This is a genomic window from Citrobacter sp. MGH 55 (assembly GCF_016906145.1).
GTDB lineage: Bacteria > Pseudomonadota > Gammaproteobacteria > Enterobacterales > Enterobacteriaceae > Citrobacter_A > Citrobacter_A amalonaticus.
This window is the reverse complement of record NZ_CP070239.1, coordinates 622,134-638,662: the sequence shown is the minus strand read 5'-3', so window position 1 is coordinate 638,662 and position 16,529 is coordinate 622,134. Positions and strand designations below refer to the sequence as shown.

The 16,529-nt window shown below is 51.7% G+C and carries 11 protein-coding genes and 2 tRNA genes; 10 read left to right on the top strand and 3 right to left on the bottom strand.

Features of this window, described 5'->3' with window-relative positions; genetic code table 11:
- Window positions 1–44: 44 nt before the first annotated feature.
- On the bottom strand, window positions 45–338 hold the full coding sequence (gene yhbY, locus JTI98_RS02370) for a ribosome assembly RNA-binding protein YhbY (protein ID WP_041686369.1): 294 nt from the start codon (window positions 336–338) through the stop codon (window positions 45–47).
- Between the two features lie 126 nt (window positions 339–464).
- Between yhbY and rlmE the strand changes: the two genes are divergently transcribed.
- The 6 genes from rlmE to JTI98_RS02340 all read left to right on the top strand — a co-directional run bounded on the left by rlmE (window position 465) and on the right by JTI98_RS02340 (window position 6,049).
- Entirely contained in the window at window positions 465–1,094 is a 630-nt protein-coding gene (rlmE, locus tag JTI98_RS02365; RefSeq protein ID WP_042291855.1) for a 23S rRNA (uridine(2552)-2'-O)-methyltransferase RlmE, read from the top strand.
- A 99-nt stretch (window positions 1,095–1,193) separates the two neighbouring features.
- Window positions 1,194–3,125, top strand: a complete 1,932-nt coding sequence (ftsH, locus tag JTI98_RS02360) for an ATP-dependent zinc metalloprotease FtsH (protein ID WP_044255934.1) — start codon at window positions 1,194–1,196, stop codon at window positions 3,123–3,125.
- 88 nt (window positions 3,126–3,213) lie between these two features.
- On the top strand, window positions 3,214–4,062 hold the full coding sequence (gene folP / locus JTI98_RS02355; RefSeq protein ID WP_042998288.1) for a dihydropteroate synthase: 849 nt from the start codon (window positions 3,214–3,216) through the stop codon (window positions 4,060–4,062).
- Entirely contained in the window at window positions 4,055–5,392 is a 1,338-nt protein-coding gene (gene glmM, locus JTI98_RS02350; protein ID WP_044326668.1) for a phosphoglucosamine mutase, read from the top strand. The genes folP and glmM overlap by 8 nt, the downstream gene beginning before the upstream one ends.
- A gap of 228 nt (window positions 5,393–5,620) precedes the next feature.
- The gene (secG, locus tag JTI98_RS02345; RefSeq protein ID WP_042998286.1) at window positions 5,621–5,953 is read left to right on the top strand and encodes a preprotein translocase subunit SecG; all 333 of its coding nucleotides are present in this window, start codon (window positions 5,621–5,623) and stop codon (window positions 5,951–5,953) included.
- Between the two features lie 9 nt (window positions 5,954–5,962).
- Window positions 5,963–6,049: transfer RNA gene (locus JTI98_RS02340), tRNA-Leu, on the top strand.
- Window positions 6,050–6,359: 310 nt separating this feature from the next.
- On the opposite strand, the gene JTI98_RS02335 is transcribed toward JTI98_RS02340, so the two are convergent.
- Together JTI98_RS02335 and argG are read right to left on the bottom strand one after the other, a co-directional pair.
- Window positions 6,360–9,527, bottom strand: a complete 3,168-nt coding sequence (locus JTI98_RS02335; protein ID WP_216081889.1) for an autotransporter outer membrane beta-barrel domain-containing protein — start codon at window positions 9,525–9,527, stop codon at window positions 6,360–6,362.
- 385 nt (window positions 9,528–9,912) lie between these two features.
- Window positions 9,913–11,256 carry an argininosuccinate synthase gene (gene argG, locus JTI98_RS02330; protein ID WP_042998285.1) on the bottom strand — a complete coding sequence of 448 codons (1,344 nt, stop codon included), beginning with the start codon at window positions 11,254–11,256 and terminating at the stop codon, window positions 9,913–9,915.
- Window positions 11,257–11,554: 298 nt separating this feature from the next.
- On the opposite strand from argG, the gene JTI98_RS02325 reads away from it, so the two are divergent.
- The 4 genes from JTI98_RS02325 to infB all read left to right on the top strand — a co-directional run bounded on the left by JTI98_RS02325 (window position 11,555) and on the right by infB (window position 16,521).
- Window positions 11,555–11,631: transfer RNA gene (locus JTI98_RS02325), tRNA-Met, on the top strand.
- Between the two features lie 207 nt (window positions 11,632–11,838).
- Complete coding sequence (rimP, locus tag JTI98_RS02320) at window positions 11,839–12,291, top strand: ribosome maturation factor RimP (protein ID WP_043001756.1); 453 nt, start codon at window positions 11,839–11,841, stop codon at window positions 12,289–12,291.
- 27 nt (window positions 12,292–12,318) lie between these two features.
- Complete coding sequence (gene nusA, locus JTI98_RS02315; protein ID WP_042325113.1) at window positions 12,319–13,806, top strand: transcription termination factor NusA; 1,488 nt, start codon at window positions 12,319–12,321, stop codon at window positions 13,804–13,806.
- Window positions 13,807–13,830: 24 nt separating this feature from the next.
- Window positions 13,831–16,521: a translation initiation factor IF-2 gene (infB, locus tag JTI98_RS02310; RefSeq protein ID WP_058587522.1), complete on the top strand. Its 2,691-nt coding sequence runs from the start codon at window positions 13,831–13,833 to the stop codon at window positions 16,519–16,521.
- Window positions 16,522–16,529 lie beyond the last annotated feature (8 nt).

The window sequence follows — 16,529 nt, the reverse complement described above, 5'->3', positions numbered from 1 at the left end:
ATCCCTCGTTTTACACAGGTTTTGTGTTCGACTTTAGGATATTCTTAGCGTGGCAGCGAGATTTTGCGTTCTTTACTCGGGCGATAAAGCACCAGCATTTTACCGATGACCTGTACATTACAGGCGCCGGTTTCGCGCACGATAGCGTCCACGATCAAGGTTTTTGTTTCGCGATCTTCAGACGCGACTTTCACCTTGATGAGTTCATGGTGCTCTAACGCTTGTTCAATCTCGGCCAGTACCCCTTCGGTCAAACCATTATTGCCAAGCATAACGACCGGCTTGAGCGGATGTGCCAGACCTTTCAGGTGCTGTTTTTGTTTAGTACTCAGATTCATCGTATATTTTTGCTTACGTTGGGATTGAAAACGGGTCATTCTACCGCCATCTCCCATATATCGCCAAATAGTGCGTGGAAATTTACGCCGTATGGCAACGATGTTCTGCCCCGATGGGAAAGTTAAATGACAGGTAAGAAGCGTTCTGCCAGCTCGAGTCGCTGGCTTCAGGAACACTTTAGCGATAAATATGTTCAAGAGGCACAGAAAAAGGGGTTGCGTTCCCGTGCCTGGTTTAAACTTGATGAAATACAGCAAAGTGACAAACTTTTTAAGCCGGGGATGACGGTAGTCGATCTCGGTGCTGCGCCAGGAGGCTGGTCACAGTATGTGGTCTCGCAGATTGGCGGCAAAGGCCGTATCATCGCTTGTGATCTTTTACCTATGGATCCTATCGTTGGTGTGGACTTTCTTCAGGGCGATTTTCGTGATGAACTTGTCATGAAAGCGCTGCTGGAACGCGTGGGTGACAGTAAAGTCCAGGTTGTCATGTCAGATATGGCACCAAACATGAGCGGAACACCAGCGGTGGATATCCCCCGTGCCATGTATCTGGTGGAACTGGCGTTAGAAATGTGTCGTGATGTGCTAGCGCCGGGTGGCAGTTTTGTAGTGAAGGTGTTCCAGGGCGAAGGTTTCGATGAGTACCTAAGGGAAATTCGCTCCCTGTTTACGAAGGTGAAAGTTCGTAAACCGGACTCTTCTCGCGCACGTTCGCGTGAAGTGTATATTGTAGCGACCGGGCGTAAACCATAACTGGTCGATTTCAGACGAAAGTTTGAAAGACGCTGGATATAGAGTATCCTGACGCTGTTTTTAACACAGTTGTAATAAGAGGTTAATCCCTTGAGTGACATGGCGAAAAACCTAATACTCTGGCTGGTCATTGCCGTTGTGCTGATGTCAGTATTCCAGAGCTTTGGGCCCAGCGAGTCTAATGGCCGTAAGGTGGATTACTCTACCTTCCTGCAAGAGGTCAACAACGACCAGGTTCGTGAAGCACGTATCAACGGACGTGAGATCAACGTTACCAAGAAAGATAGTAACCGTTACACGACCTACATTCCGGTAAGCGATCCGAAGCTGCTTGATAACCTGCTGACTAAGAACGTCAAGGTTGTGGGTGAACCACCAGAAGAACCGAGCCTGTTGGCTTCCATCTTCATTTCCTGGTTCCCAATGCTGCTGTTGATCGGCGTCTGGATTTTCTTTATGCGTCAGATGCAGGGCGGCGGTGGCAAAGGTGCCATGTCGTTCGGTAAGAGCAAAGCGCGCATGCTGACGGAAGATCAGATCAAAACCACGTTTGCCGACGTCGCAGGCTGTGACGAAGCGAAAGAAGAGGTAGCGGAACTGGTTGAATACCTGCGCGAGCCGAGCCGCTTCCAGAAACTGGGCGGTAAAATCCCGAAAGGCGTCCTGATGGTCGGTCCTCCGGGTACCGGTAAAACCTTGCTGGCGAAAGCCATTGCAGGTGAAGCGAAGGTTCCATTCTTTACGATTTCAGGTTCTGACTTCGTGGAAATGTTCGTCGGTGTTGGTGCATCTCGTGTGCGTGACATGTTCGAACAGGCCAAGAAAGCAGCACCGTGCATTATCTTCATCGATGAAATCGATGCCGTAGGTCGCCAGCGTGGCGCAGGTCTGGGTGGCGGTCACGATGAACGTGAACAGACCCTGAACCAGATGCTGGTTGAGATGGATGGTTTCGAAGGTAACGAAGGCATCATCGTTATTGCAGCCACTAACCGACCGGACGTTCTTGACCCAGCACTGCTGCGTCCTGGCCGTTTCGACCGTCAGGTTGTGGTCGGCTTGCCGGATGTGCGTGGTCGTGAACAAATCCTGAAAGTACATATGCGTCGCGTACCGCTGGCGCCGGATATCGACGCGGCAATCATTGCCCGTGGTACGCCGGGCTTCTCCGGTGCGGACCTGGCGAACCTGGTGAACGAAGCGGCACTGTTTGCTGCTCGTGGCAACAAGCGCGTCGTGTCGATGGTTGAGTTCGAGAAAGCGAAAGACAAAATCATGATGGGTGCGGAACGTCGCTCCATGGTGATGACGGAAGCGCAGAAAGAATCAACCGCGTACCACGAAGCAGGCCATGCGATTATTGGTCGCCTGGTACCGGAACACGATCCGGTGCATAAAGTGACGATTATCCCGCGCGGTCGTGCGCTGGGTGTGACCTTCTTCCTGCCTGAAGGCGATGCGATCAGCGCCAGCCGCCAGAAGCTGGAAAGTCAGATTTCCACGCTGTACGGCGGTCGTCTGGCAGAAGAGATCATCTACGGTGTTGAACATGTTTCTACCGGTGCGTCGAACGACATTAAAGTGGCCACTAACCTGGCGCGTAACATGGTGACCCAGTGGGGCTTCTCCGACAAACTCGGTCCGCTGTTGTATGCGGAAGAAGAGGGCGAAGTATTCCTCGGTCGTAGCGTTGCAAAAGCGAAACATATGTCCGATGAAACCGCGCGTATCATCGACCAGGAAGTGAAAGCACTGATTGAGCGTAACTACAATCGTGCACGCCAGCTCCTGAATGACAACATGGACATCCTGCACGCCATGAAAGATGCGCTCATGAAATATGAGACCATCGATGCGCCGCAGATTGATGACCTGATGGCTCGCCGCGATGTTCGCCCGCCAGCTGGCTGGGAAGAACCGGGCTCTAACAATTCTGACAACAATGGCACGCCTCGTGCGCCGCGCCCGGTTGATGAACCGCGCACGCCGAACCCAGGTAATACCATGTCAGAGCAGTTAGGCGACAAATAAGTTACCGTTGTTGATGACTGCGTTTAATTGAAAACCCTGGGGCTTGCTCCGGGGTTTTTTCTTATCAATTTATACCAGGGATAACACCATGAAACTCTATGCCCAGGGCACTTCACTGGATCTCAGCCATCCTCATGTGATGGGGATCCTTAACGTCACGCCAGACTCTTTCTCGGATGGTGGAACGCACAACACGCTGATTGAGGCAGTGAAACATGCCAATCTGATGATTAATGCCGGGGCGACTATCATTGATGTCGGCGGTGAGTCTACGCGCCCCGGTGCGGCGGATGTGAGTGTGGAAGAGGAACTGGCGCGTGTTATCCCGGTGGTTGAGGCGATTGCCCAACGTTTTGAAGTCTGGATTTCTGTTGATACCTCAAAGCCTGAAGTGATCCGCGAATCGGCAAGAGTCGGTGCTCACATCATTAACGATATTCGCTCGCTCTCTGAACCCGGCGCGCTGGAGGCGGCGGCAGAAACCGGTTTACCGGTTTGTCTGATGCATATGCAGGGACAGCCGAAGACCATGCAGGAAGCGCCCAAATATGAGGACGTGTTTGCGGAGGTAAATCGCTACTTTATTGAGCAAATAGCACGTTGTGAAAGGGCAGGCATCGCAAAAGAGAAATTGTTGCTCGACCCGGGATTCGGTTTCGGTAAAAATCTCTCCCATAACTATACATTACTGGCGCGACTGGCTGAATTTCACCATTTTAACCTGCCGCTGCTGGTGGGAATGTCACGTAAATCGATGGTGGGCCAACTGCTCAATGTGGGCCCATCAGAGCGTCTGAGCGGTAGCCTTGCCTGTGCGGTCATTGCTGCTATGCAGGGGGCGCAGATCATTCGTGTCCATGACGTCAAAGAAACCGTAGAAGCGATGCGTGTGGTGGAAGCCACATTGTCCGCAAAGGAAAACAAACGCTATGAGTAACCGTAAATATTTTGGCACTGATGGGATCCGGGGCCGTGTGGGCGATGCGCCGATTACGCCTGATTTTGTACTGAAGTTGGGCTGGGCGGCCGGTAAAGTCCTGGCGCGCCACGGCTCGCGTAAAATCATCATCGGCAAAGATACCCGTATTTCCGGTTACATGCTGGAGTCAGCACTTGAAGCGGGTCTGGCGGCAGCAGGGTTGTCCGCCTCGTTTACGGGCCCAATGCCGACGCCTGCAGTTGCTTACCTGACGCGTACTTTCCGCGCCGAAGCCGGGATTGTGATCTCCGCATCGCATAACCCGTTCTATGACAACGGTATTAAATTCTTCTCCATCGACGGTACCAAACTACCCGACGCCGTCGAAGAAGCCATTGAAGCGGAGATGGAAAAAGAGATCACCTGTGTGGACTCCGCTGAGCTCGGTAAAGCCAGCCGCATCGTTGATGCAGCAGGGCGCTACATTGAATTTTGCAAAGGCACCTTTCCGAACGAGTTAAGCCTGAACGAACTTAAAATTGTGGTGGATTGCGCTAACGGGGCAACCTACCACATTGCGCCTAACGTGCTGCGTGAACTGGGTGCGAAAGTGATTACCATTGGCTGTGAGCCCAATGGCGTGAATATTAACGAAGAAGTCGGTGCCACCGATGTGCGTGCCTTGCAGGCCCGCGTGCTCGCGGAAAAAGCCGATCTGGGTATCGCGCTGGATGGCGACGGTGACCGCGTGATCATGGTTGACCATGAAGGCAATAAAGTCGATGGCGATCAGATCATGTATATCATCGCCCGTGAAGCCCTGCGTCAGGGACAACTGCGCGGTGGCGCGGTCGGGACGCTGATGAGCAATATGGGGCTGGAACTGGCGCTCAAGCAACTCGGCATTCCGTTTACCCGTGCGAAAGTCGGTGACCGCTACGTGCTGGAAAAAATGCAGGAAAAAGGCTGGCGTATCGGGGCGGAAAACTCTGGTCACGTCATTCTGCTGGATAAAACCACCACCGGTGACGGCATTGTTGCCGGTTTGCAGGTAGTAGCGGCGATGGTGCGTAACCACATGAGCCTTCACGATCTCTGCAGCGGCATGAAAATGTTCCCGCAGATCCTGGTAAATGTGCGTTACACCGCCGGTAGCGGCGATCCGCTGGAAAATGATACGGTGAAAGCCGTGACTGCGGACGTAGAATCTGCGCTGGGAAGTCGTGGGCGTGTATTGCTGCGTAAATCGGGCACTGAGCCGTTAATCCGCGTGATGGTTGAAGGCGAAGATGAAGCCCTGGTGACCGAGTTTGCCCATCGCATTGCGGATGCGGTTAAAGCGGTGTAATACAGACTTAACTGCATAAAAAGGCGGCATTTGCTGCCTTTTTATTAAAGGGAAACCCGGCTTTTGCTGTTTTTTTCCGCAGTTGATACAATGCACTAAAATTGCCCTTGCGAAGGTCATTCGCTTTGGTTAGTATTCACACCCGCTTCAGTGGGAAACAGTAAAATATCCCGCTTTATTGGTTAGAAGCAATTGGTATGCGGCAACTCCGCAAGGAACAGGTTGATTATGTACGAAGCTCTTTTGGTAGTTTTCCTTATTGTGGCAATTGCCCTTGTGGGCTTGATCATGCTGCAGCAAGGTAAAGGCGCTGATATGGGAGCCTCCTTCGGAGCAGGCGCTTCCGCTACGCTGTTTGGTTCAAGTGGTTCTGGTAACTTCATGACCCGTATGACGGCTGTGCTGGCGACGTTGTTCTTTATCATCAGTCTGGTGCTGGGCAATATCAACAGCAACAAAACCAATAAAGGAAGTGAGTGGGAAAATCTGAGCGCGCCGGCGAAAACCGAACAGCCTCAGCCAACTGCTCCGGCTAAGCCGACCAGCGATATCCCACAGTAAGATTTCTGTGCCGAGGTGGTGGAATTGGTAGACACGCTACCTTGAGGTGGTAGTGCCCAATAGGGCTTACGGGTTCAAGTCCCGTCCTCGGTACCAATATTCAAGCAATGGACGTCAATAGACGTCCATTGTCGTATCTGAAGCCTGCGTAATGCTGATGTCCTTCCTCATTTTTACCCGCTCCTTTGATAACCCAGAATGCCTCTACGGCGATCTTACCGTTCGCTGGCGCATCAGGATGCGGATAAAAAGAACCCGGGACTAGCCCGGGCAGATATTGTCGATTAGGTTGGAGTTATTTGATAACCATACCCTGAAAAGTCAGTCAGGAGAACATCGACACGGCTTCTCTGTGCGGACTGAGATTGTTTCCAGAATACGGTCGCTTCAGTGCGTTATCATCGACTCAAAAATGGTACTTAATACCGATATTTGCCGAGGTATCACTGTAGCTCTTCGTTCCCACCTGATGTGCAAGGTTTGTCCAGAGAGTGAGGGTGTCCGTCACCTGACCCTCAAGACCCAGTTTCACTTCCCCGACATTGCGACTTCCAGCTTGTTCAACCCTGACGTTGTCCAGCGTGGCATTGACATTCCGGGTGTTGTGCAGCCAATTGACCTCACCGTAAACGGTAAGCTGCTTACCCCTGGTTTGCGCATTCAGCGTGTCGTACGAAAGATTCAGACCAAGACGTGTTTGGGTGCCGGCGCTACCGTCAACTCGTGTACCGTTCACTTCCTGATGAGGATCGGCTTTAATGCCACTCCAGATGACTTGTGCCTGCGGGGTGATGAAAAGCGAGCCATTTGCGCTCTGGTGCAGCGGTTGACGATAGCCACTCTCCAGTGAACCGCTCAGACCACTGATGTTATAACTTTCGCTCGCCACTCCATCGCCATTCACCGATGCGCGAAACGCACTGTATTGCAACCAGCTGTCGAAATACAAGCCGTTGCGGGACTCTGAATTTTGATACCAGGTGGCGTAAGTGCCCACGCTGTAGCCATGGAGGCTATTTTTGGCGTCATAATGTGTTTTTGTGGATTGCGTATTCCCGCGGCTGTAGCCATAGCCCGCCATGATGCCTACACCGAGTCTATCCTTTTCGCTGAATTGACCACTCCACAGTTCACCGCCTCCCTGAATGACATAGCTGTTTCCGCGCATCTGCAACTGACCGCTGCCGTCTTGTGATTTACTACGGAACGCCTGTTGCCGTAACCATATACTGGAATCTTGTGCCCGACCTTCACGATCTTTCAGGGTATGGCTGAAAAGACGATTTGCCGCTGCCATGTTGGCGAGATAGGCCCCGGCTTCAGGGCGATAAATTTGCGGTTTCTGCTCGGTTTCCGCAGCGGGCGATGGAGGTGCAACTGGCGTGTCATTGCCCGGTATTTCTGGTGATTCTGGTTCTTCAGGATCGTTGACCGGTATTTCCGGTTCCACAGGGTCCTCTGGCTCTGGTTCTGGAGCCAGTGCAGAGCGCAAATACCAGTCACCCTCATCCTGATGCAGGAAATATTCGTATGCCCCGGCCAGAGCGCGATTTTCAAGCGTAAACAGGCCATCTGATTGCCCGCCCACGCTTATCACTTCTATACCATCTACCGTTGTGGTGCCGGACCCATGGAAATTGTTTACATACAGTCTGGTGGTTCCGGCAGTATCACCTGTCACGACCAGTTTGTCGGTTGCTGAGCTATCATCGCCCAGCGCAGTATTCATGATTAACGTACCGCCACCCAGATAATTTCCGACAGTAATGGTTTTGAAGACGCCGTTCTCCCCCGGTGGAGTAAATGCCACTGTGCCTGTATTCGTCAGGCTCGTAATGTCGGAATCCCCTGTCACATTCCAGCGGCTGGTCTCATCCAGCGCCATACTGTACCCGCGAACAATACGACCGGTCATTGTTGATGAACCATTCAGGGCGATATTCAGCGCCGTGGCATTAGCAGAACGCGAAACCGCATCACCAAAAATGTGCGAATTGTCGTTGGCAGCGACGTTCACCACACCGGACTGGTACGCGCCGTTGTCTTCGACACTGATCGCTGTACCTGCCTCTCCGCCGCTACGTCCCGTCAGCGTCGAGCGGGTTAAATCAAGATTAAGGTCGGTATTAATCGTTCGCACTGCGTAGCCATCCCGGGTTTCAATATGGCTATCAACCATCGGTAACGCGCTGCTGGAGCTTATTGTCTGGTAGCCGACCAGCAAACCATGACTATTATTACCTGTCATGTTTATGCTGTTCTGATTGAATCTGATATCCGGGCTTCCGCCGAGAAACATCCCCGTCGAGTTATTGCCTGAAACTTGTGCTGTCAGGTTGTCAATATGGGCTGTGGCCTCATAAATATACGCACCAACACTGACGGCCGTAGAGTTATCACCTCTAAGCGTGAGTCGAATATCATTCAGGTAGGTTTTAGACCGGGTATTTTCCACACCGACACTGTCTTTACCATTCATGGTAATATCGATGTCTGTGGCGGTCAGGATTGTTGTCTGGGGTAAACCGCTCCCCCTCTGGGCAGCGATCATCCCGGTTGAGCGGTATCCGTGAGATGTGATATCGATGTTATCCAGTGTCAACTCTGTATTATCTATGACTTGCGCCCCTACGCCGGAGTAACCAAACGTCTCAATGGAAGAATTGGAGAGTGAAGAGGCAACATTTGCAGTTGCATCAATATAAAGTCCATGTGATCCCAGACCGCGTGTGACAATAGTGAGATTGTTCATCGCTGCGGAGACATTTCCGTGAGTGACAGTCACGGCATTTGACTGATAACCTCTTGTTTCAATCGAGAGGTTATTTAATGTGGCTCTGGTTGCAAGATCGCTCGGGGCCAGAGCATTCGAGACGGTAATGGCTGCCGGATTCGGCGGTAATGATGAGCTTGAATCATCCCCGTTATCCAGAACAGTAATCCGACTGTTCTCAATATTCAGCGTGGCGCCGCCGGTGACTTTAATTCCTGTATCATCTAAACCGTAGCTATCTCCACGAATGGTGATATCAGAATCATTGTTTATATCCAGGTGCGAGCCGGTGCCAGTAACCTTCACGCCTCGCCCAGTGGAGACTGTACTGTTGCTGATAACCGCAGATGCACCATTACTTACTTCGCCAAGATAGGCATAACTCCATAGTGATGTATTGGCAATATTTAATAGACTTCCAGCATCCTGAGCCAAAAAAAGCCGATCGTGATAAGAGCCTGACTGTGTGGTTGAAGTAAGACTGGCTGTCGAATTCGACAATCGAATTTCCCCACCGCCATATGCTCTCAAAAGCGTATATGTCGCACCATAAAGCGTACGGTCAGCATAAATCTCCACGTTGTTACCGCTGATGATACCTCCGGTGCGGTAAGCGTCCAGAACAACAGTGGAGGCGGTATTCGTATATTGTCCACCTGGCGTTAAGGTTATTATCTGGTTTGCGCCAGCCATAACGGTACCATCGTTGACCGCGATAGCCTTCCACGGTGCTAACGCCATCATGATCGTTATAGTAAGCATTTTTATTTTCAGACAATTATTTTCATTATAACTATACATAAGCAACATCCTTTTGCTTCTTTATTAACAATTGATTCAGATAATTACCAAATTGGTTTAATCTTCATCGTTTATGAAAAGAATATCGAGGATGACTTTTTGAGTGCAAATATAAAAATCCGAAAATCAGCGTTGAAGAACAATTTTCATTAGTTACGAGGTGAATGAAATACAGGATAAATAAATAAAAATTCGCTCAATTGGGAATAGAATAATATTTTTATCAATAATCCCAGGAGTGCTTTTTTGCTGTTACATTCTGATGTGTAGAAATTCTCTACTATATCCAGCAGATATCATTAATAAGTTATGCTCCATGGGATTGCACTTATCTGGCATAGATAAAAAAGGCCGCTTTCGCGGCCTTCATTTAATAATCAAATCGTTACTTCGCTTTGTTTTCCAGGTTTTCAACCTGGGGCAAACCAGTAGCCGAAGAGGCAGAAAGCAGCCCTGACTGTGCATAGCCGAACAGCTTCTCGCGGGTATCGGTGATGTCCAGGTTACGCATGGTCAACTGCCCAATACGATCGTCCGGTGAGAACACGGAGTCACCTTTCTCCATTGTCAGACGCTCTGGCTTGTAGGTCAGGTTGTCGGACACGGTATTGAGGATCGAATAGTCGTTGCCGCGACGCAGTTCCAGCGTCACTTCACCGGTAATCTGGCTGGCGACCCAACGCTGCAGACCATCACGCAACATCAGCGCCTGAGAGTCGAACCAACGGCCCTGATAGAGCAGGCGACCTAACTGACGGCCGTGGGCGTGGTACTGCTCGATGGTGTCTTCGTTGTGGATACCAGTCAGCAGACGCTCATAGGCGATATGCAGCAGCGCCATCCCAGGGGCTTCGTAAATACCGCGGCTTTTGGCTTCAATAATACGGTTTTCAATCTGGTCACTCATTCCCAGTCCGTGACGCCCGCCGATGCGGTTCGCTTCCAGCATCATTTCCACATCGTCACTGAAGGTCTTACCATTCAGCGCGACCGGATGACCCTGTTCGAAGCGAATGGTGACTTCTTCCGCGGCGATCTTCACGTTCTCATCCCAGAACTTCACGCCCATGATTGGGTTGACGATCTTAACGCTTGAGTTCAGAAACTCGAGGTCTTTGGCTTCGTGCGTCGCGCCGAGCATGTTGGAGTCCGTGGAGTAGGCCTTTTCGACGGACATTTTGTAGTCGAAACCGCAGGCGATCATAAACTCAGACATCTCATGACGACCGCCCAGTTCATCAATAAAGTCCGTATCCAGCCACGGTTTGTAGATCTGTAGTTCAGCGTTGGTCAGCAGGCCATAGCGATAGAAACGCTCGATGTCGTTTCCTTTATAGGTACTGCCGTCGCCCCAGATATTGACGCCGTCTTCTTTCATCGCTGCAACCAGCATAGTGCCGGTGACTGCACGACCCAGCGGCGTAGTATTGAAATAGGTGAGCCCGCCAGTGGTGTTATGGAATGCCCCACACTGAATCGCGGCGATACCTTCAGCAACCAGTTGTTTACGGCAGTCGATCAGTCGAGCGTTCTCTGCACCGTATTCCATTGCACGACGAGGGATCTCATCATAGTCCTCCTCGTCTGGCTGACCCAGGTTCGCAGTATATGCATATGGGACAGCCCCTTTTTGTCGCATCCACAGCAGTGCCGCGCTGGTGTCCAGGCCGCCGGAAAAAGCGATACCAATACGTTGACCTACCGGAAGATGCTTGAGAATCGTCGTCATAAAATAAAACCCTGCTTGATAGACTGATGGTGAGATCGGCTTTCTGCTCTCAGTGCATGTTTATGCAAAATAAATGAGTTTTCATTTAATCATCTTTTTACGAAGACAGGAAGAGTTTCGTGTTTATTTCCGTAAATTACGCTGATGACGGCATGTCAGGTTATGTCGTTAACAAGGTTGACACAATGGGGGGGGAATCAATATAATACGCGCAGATTTTACGTCCCGTCCTCGGTACCAAATCCCAGCAGTATTTGCATCTTTTACCCAAAACGAGTAAAATTTGCCACGTTTCAGGCGCGGGGTGGAGCAGCCTGGTAGCTCGTCGGGCTCATAACCCGAAGGTCGTCGGTTCAAATCCGGCCCCCGCAACCACTTTCCCTTAGAGTTCTTTTTCAAATATACTGTGAAGACCATGGCCTTCGTAGCTGGATTTGAAAAAAATTCTTTCGGAAGGTTCTCCAGACCGCAGTTGCGGTTATAGGGTTCAGTTATCTAAAGCCCCGATTTATCGGGGTTTTTTGTTATCTGACTACAGAATAACTGGGCTTTAGGCCCTTTTTTTATGTCTTGGGGGTGGGCTTGTCCACATTAGAGCAAAAATTAACAGAGATGATTACAGCGCCAGTTGAGGCCTTAGGTTACGAACTGGTCGGCATCGAATTTATTCGCGGTCGCACATCCACACTGCGCATCTATATTGATAGTGAAGATGGCATCAATGTTGATGATTGTGCTGATGTGAGCCACCAGGTGAGCGCAGTTCTGGACGTTGAAGATCCTATTACTGTGGCTTACAACCTGGAAGTCTCCTCACCGGGTCTCGACCGCCCAATGTTCACTGCTGAACACTATGTGCGTTTCCTGGGTGAAGAAGTTTCGCTGGTACTCCGCATGGCGGTACAGAACCGCCGTAAATGGCAGGGCGTTATCAAAGCGGTAGATGGTGAAATGATCACCGTCACAGTCGAAGGAAAAGATGAAGTGTTCGCGCTGAGTAATATCCAGAAGGCGAACCTGGTTCCCCACTTTTAACAGTCTGGATGAGGTGAAAAGCCCGCGATGAACAAAGAAATTTTGGCTGTTGTTGAAGCCGTATCCAATGAAAAGGCGCTGCCACGCGAGAAAATTTTTGAAGCGTTGGAAAGTGCGCTGGCTACAGCGACAAAGAAAAAATATGAACAAGAGATTGACGTTCGCGTAGAAATCGATCGTAAAAGCGGTGATTTTGACACTTTCCGTCGTTGGGTGATTGTTGAAGAAGTGACCCAGCCGACGAAAGAAATCACGCTGGAAGCCGCACGTTTTGAAGACGAAAGCCTGAACCTGGGCGATTACGTTGAAGATCAGATTGAATCTGTGACCTTTGACCGTATCACTACCCAGACCGCAAAACAGGTTATCGTACAGAAGGTTCGTGAAGCTGAACGCGCGATGGTTGTTGATCAGTTCCGTGAACACGAAGGTGAAATCATCACCGGCGTGGTGAAGAAAGTGAACCGCGACAATATCTCTTTGGATCTGGGCAGCAATGCTGAAGCGGTGATCCTGCGCGAAGACATGCTGCCGCGTGAAAACTTCCGCCCTGGCGACCGTATTCGTGGCGTTCTTTACTCTGTTCGCCCGGAAGCACGCGGCGCGCAACTGTTCGTGACCCGTTCCAAGCCGGAAATGCTGATTGAACTGTTCCGCATTGAAGTGCCGGAAATTGGCGAAGAAGTGATTGAAATTAAAGCCGCCGCTCGCGATCCGGGTTCCCGTGCGAAAATCGCGGTGAAAACCAACGACAAGCGTATCGACCCGGTCGGCGCGTGTGTTGGTATGCGTGGCGCACGCGTTCAGGCGGTTTCGACCGAGCTGGGCGGCGAGCGCATCGATATCGTCCTGTGGGATGATAACCCGGCGCAGTTCGTGATTAACGCAATGGCACCGGCTGACGTTGCGTCTATCGTGGTGGATGAAGATAAACACACCATGGATATCGCCGTTGAAGCCGGTAACCTGGCGCAAGCAATTGGACGTAATGGTCAGAACGTCCGCCTGGCTTCGCAATTAAGCGGTTGGGAACTCAACGTGATGACCGTTGATGACCTCCAGGCTAAACATCAGGCTGAAGCACATGCCGCGATCGATACCTTCACCAAATATCTCGATATTGATGAAGAGTTCGCCACTGTTCTGGTTGAAGAAGGGTTTGCCACTCTGGAAGAACTGGCCTACGTGCCAATGAAAGAACTGCTGGAAATCGATGGCCTTGATGAGCCGACCGTTGAAGCACTGCGCGAGCGTGCTAAAAACGCACTGACCACTCTGGCACTGGCCCAGGAAGAAAGCCTCGGTGATAACAAGCCGGCTGACGATCTGCTGAATCTGGAAGGATTAGATCGCGATATGGCCTTCAAACTGGCTGCCCGTGGTGTTTGTACGCTGGAAGATCTCGCCGAACAGGGCATTGATGATCTGGCTGATATCGAAGGGTTGACCGACGAAAAAGCCGGTGAGCTGATTATGGCTGCCCGTAATATTTGCTGGTTCGGCGACGAAGCGTAATAAACTGTAGCAGGAAGGAACAGCATGACAGATGTAACCGTAAAAACGCTGGCCGCAGAGATACAGACCTCCGTGGATCGCCTGGTACAGCAATTTGCTGATGCCGGTATCCCGAAGTCTGCTGATGACTCTGTGTCCGCACAAGAAAAACAGACTTTACTGGCGCACCTGAACCGTGAAAATGGTTCTGGCCCGGATAAGCTGACGCTGCAGCGTAAAACGCGTAGCACCCTGAACATTCCAGGTACCGGTGGAAAAAGCAAATCGGTACAAATCGAAGTCCGCAAGAAGCGCACCTTTGTGAAACGTGATCCGCAAGAGGCCGAACGCCTTGCCGCGGAAGAGCAAGCGCAGCGTGAAGCGGAAGAGCAGGCCCGTCGTGAGGCAGAAGAAATGGCCAAACGCGAGGCGCAACAAAAAGCTGACCGTGAGGCCGCAGAACAAGCTAAGCGTGACGCCGCTGATAAAGCGAAACGCGAAGCTGCGGAAAAAGACAAAGTGAGCAATCAACAGACTGACGATATGACCAAAACCGCCCAGGCCGAGAAAGCCCGCCGTGAGAATGAAGCTGCAGAGCTGAAGCGTAAAGCGGAAGAAGAAGCACGTCGCAAGCTTGAAGAAGAAGCGCGCCGCGTAGCGGAAGAAGCTCGCCGTATGGCGGAAGAGAACGCAGGCGTGTGGGCTGAGCAGGAAAAAGTGGAAGAAGATAAGAGCGATTATCATGTCACCACTTCTCAGCACGCTCGCCAGGCCGAAGACGAAAACGATCGTGAAGTGGAAGGCGGTCGTGGCCGTGGCCGCAACACGAAAGCGGCGCGTCCGGCGAAGAAAGGCAACAAACACGCTGAATCCAAAGCCGACCGTGAAGAAGCGCGTGCCGCGGTTCGCGGTGGTAAAGGCGGCAAACAGCGTAAAGGTTCCGCACTGCAGCAGGGCTTCCAGAAGCCTGCGCAGGCTGTTAACCGTGACGTTGTGATTGGCGAAACCATCACCGTTGGCGATCTGGCGAACAAGATGGCGGTTAAAGGCTCTCAGGTCATCAAAGCGATGATGAAGCTGGGTGCAATGGCGACCATCAACCAGGTGATCGACCAGGAAACCGCACAGCTGGTTGCCGAGGAAATGGGCCACAAAGTTATCCTGCGTCGTGAGAACGAGCTGGAAGAAGCCGTAATGAGCGACCGTGATACGGGTGCTGCGGCTGAACCGCGCGCACCGGTGGTGACCATCATGGGTCACGTTGACCACGGTAAAACGTCTCTGCTGGACTACATTCGTTCAACGAAAGTGGCCTCTGGCGAAGCGGGCGGCATTACCCAGCACATCGGTGCTTACCACGTTGAAACCGACAACGGTATGATCACCTTCCTGGACACCCCGGGCCACGCCGCGTTTACCTCCATGCGTGCTCGTGGTGCACAGGCAACGGATATCGTGGTTCTGGTTGTTGCAGCAGACGACGGCGTGATGCCGCAGACCATCGAAGCTATCCAGCACGCGAAAGCGGCGGGTGTGCCGGTTGTGGTTGCAGTAAACAAAATCGATAAGCCGGAAGCCGATCCGGATCGCGTTAAAAACGAACTGTCCCAGTACGGCATTCTGCCGGAAGAGTGGGGCGGTGAGAGCCAGTTCGTCCACGTTTCTGCAAAAGCAGGTACTGGTATCGACGAACTGCTGGATGCGATCCTGCTGCAGGCCGAAGTTCTCGAACTGAAAGCGATCCGTAAAGGGATGGCGAGCGGTGCAGTGATTGAATCCTTCCTGGATAAAGGTCGTGGCCCGGTTGCAACCGTTCTGGTGCGTGAAGGTACGCTGCACAAAGGCGATATCGTACTGTGCGGCTTCGAATACGGTCGCGTTCGTGCGATGCGTAACGAACTGGGTCAGGAAGTTCTGGAAGCAGGTCCGTCCATTCCGGTGGAAATCCTGGGTCTGTCCGGTGTTCCGGCAGCCGGTGACGAAGTGACCGTGGTACGTGACGAGAAGAAAGCACGTGAAGTTGCACTGTATCGTCAGGGCAAATTCCGTGAAGTGAAACTGGCACGTCAGCAGAAATCTAAACTCGAGAACATGTTCGCCAACATGACCGAAGGCGAAGTTCACGAAGTGAACATCGTGCTGAAGGCCGACGTTCAGGGTTCTGTGGAAGCGATCTCCGACTCCTTGCTGAAACTGTCTACCGACGAAGTGAAAGTGAAGATCATCGGTTCTGGTGTCGGTGGTATCACCGAAACCGACGCAACCCTGGCCGCAGCGTCCAACGCGATTCTGGTTGGTTTCAACGTTCGTGCGGATGCTTCTGCGCGTAAAGTGATTGAATCCGAAAGCCTGGATCTGCGCTACTACTCCGTCATCTATAACCTGATCGACGAAGTGAAAGCGGCGATGAGCGGTATGCTGTCTCCGGAACTGAAACAGCAGATCATCGGTTTGGCTGAAGTTCGTGATGTGTTTAAATCACCGAAATTTGGTGCCATCGCGGGCTGTATGGTGACCGAAGGGACGATCAAACGTCACAACCCAATCCGCGTCCTGCGTGACAACGTGGTTATCTACGAAGGCGAGCTGGAATCCCTGCGCCGCTTCAAAGATGACGTGAACGAAGTCCGTAACGGTATGGAATGTGGTATCGGCGTGAAGAACTACAACGACGTTCGCGTTGGCGATATGATCGAAGTGTTCGAGATCATCGAGATTCAACGTACCATCGCATAATCTTCGTC

What these genes read in the sequence shown, in the direction of transcription:
- nusA (WP_042325113.1), top strand. Translation starts at nt 12,319, where the DNA reads ATGAACAAAGAAATTTTGGCTGTTGTTGAAGCCGTATCCAATGAAAAG.
- infB (WP_058587522.1), top strand. Translation starts at nt 13,831, where the DNA reads ATGACAGATGTAACCGTAAAAACGCTGGCCGCAGAGATACAGACCTCC.
- secG (WP_042998286.1), top strand. Translation starts at nt 5,621, where the DNA reads ATGTACGAAGCTCTTTTGGTAGTTTTCCTTATTGTGGCAATTGCCCTT.
- glmM (WP_044326668.1), top strand. Translation starts at nt 4,055, where the DNA reads ATGAGTAACCGTAAATATTTTGGCACTGATGGGATCCGGGGCCGTGTG.
- yhbY (WP_041686369.1), bottom strand. Translation starts at nt 338, where the DNA reads ATGAATCTGAGTACTAAACAAAAACAGCACCTGAAAGGTCTGGCACAT.
- argG (WP_042998285.1), bottom strand. Translation starts at nt 11,256, where the DNA reads ATGACGACGATTCTCAAGCATCTTCCGGTAGGTCAACGTATTGGTATC.
- ftsH (WP_044255934.1), top strand. Translation starts at nt 1,194, where the DNA reads ATGGCGAAAAACCTAATACTCTGGCTGGTCATTGCCGTTGTGCTGATG.
- rlmE (WP_042291855.1), top strand. Translation starts at nt 465, where the DNA reads ATGACAGGTAAGAAGCGTTCTGCCAGCTCGAGTCGCTGGCTTCAGGAA.
- JTI98_RS02335 (WP_216081889.1), bottom strand. Translation starts at nt 9,527, where the DNA reads ATGTATAGTTATAATGAAAATAATTGTCTGAAAATAAAAATGCTTACT.
- folP (WP_042998288.1), top strand. Translation starts at nt 3,214, where the DNA reads ATGAAACTCTATGCCCAGGGCACTTCACTGGATCTCAGCCATCCTCAT.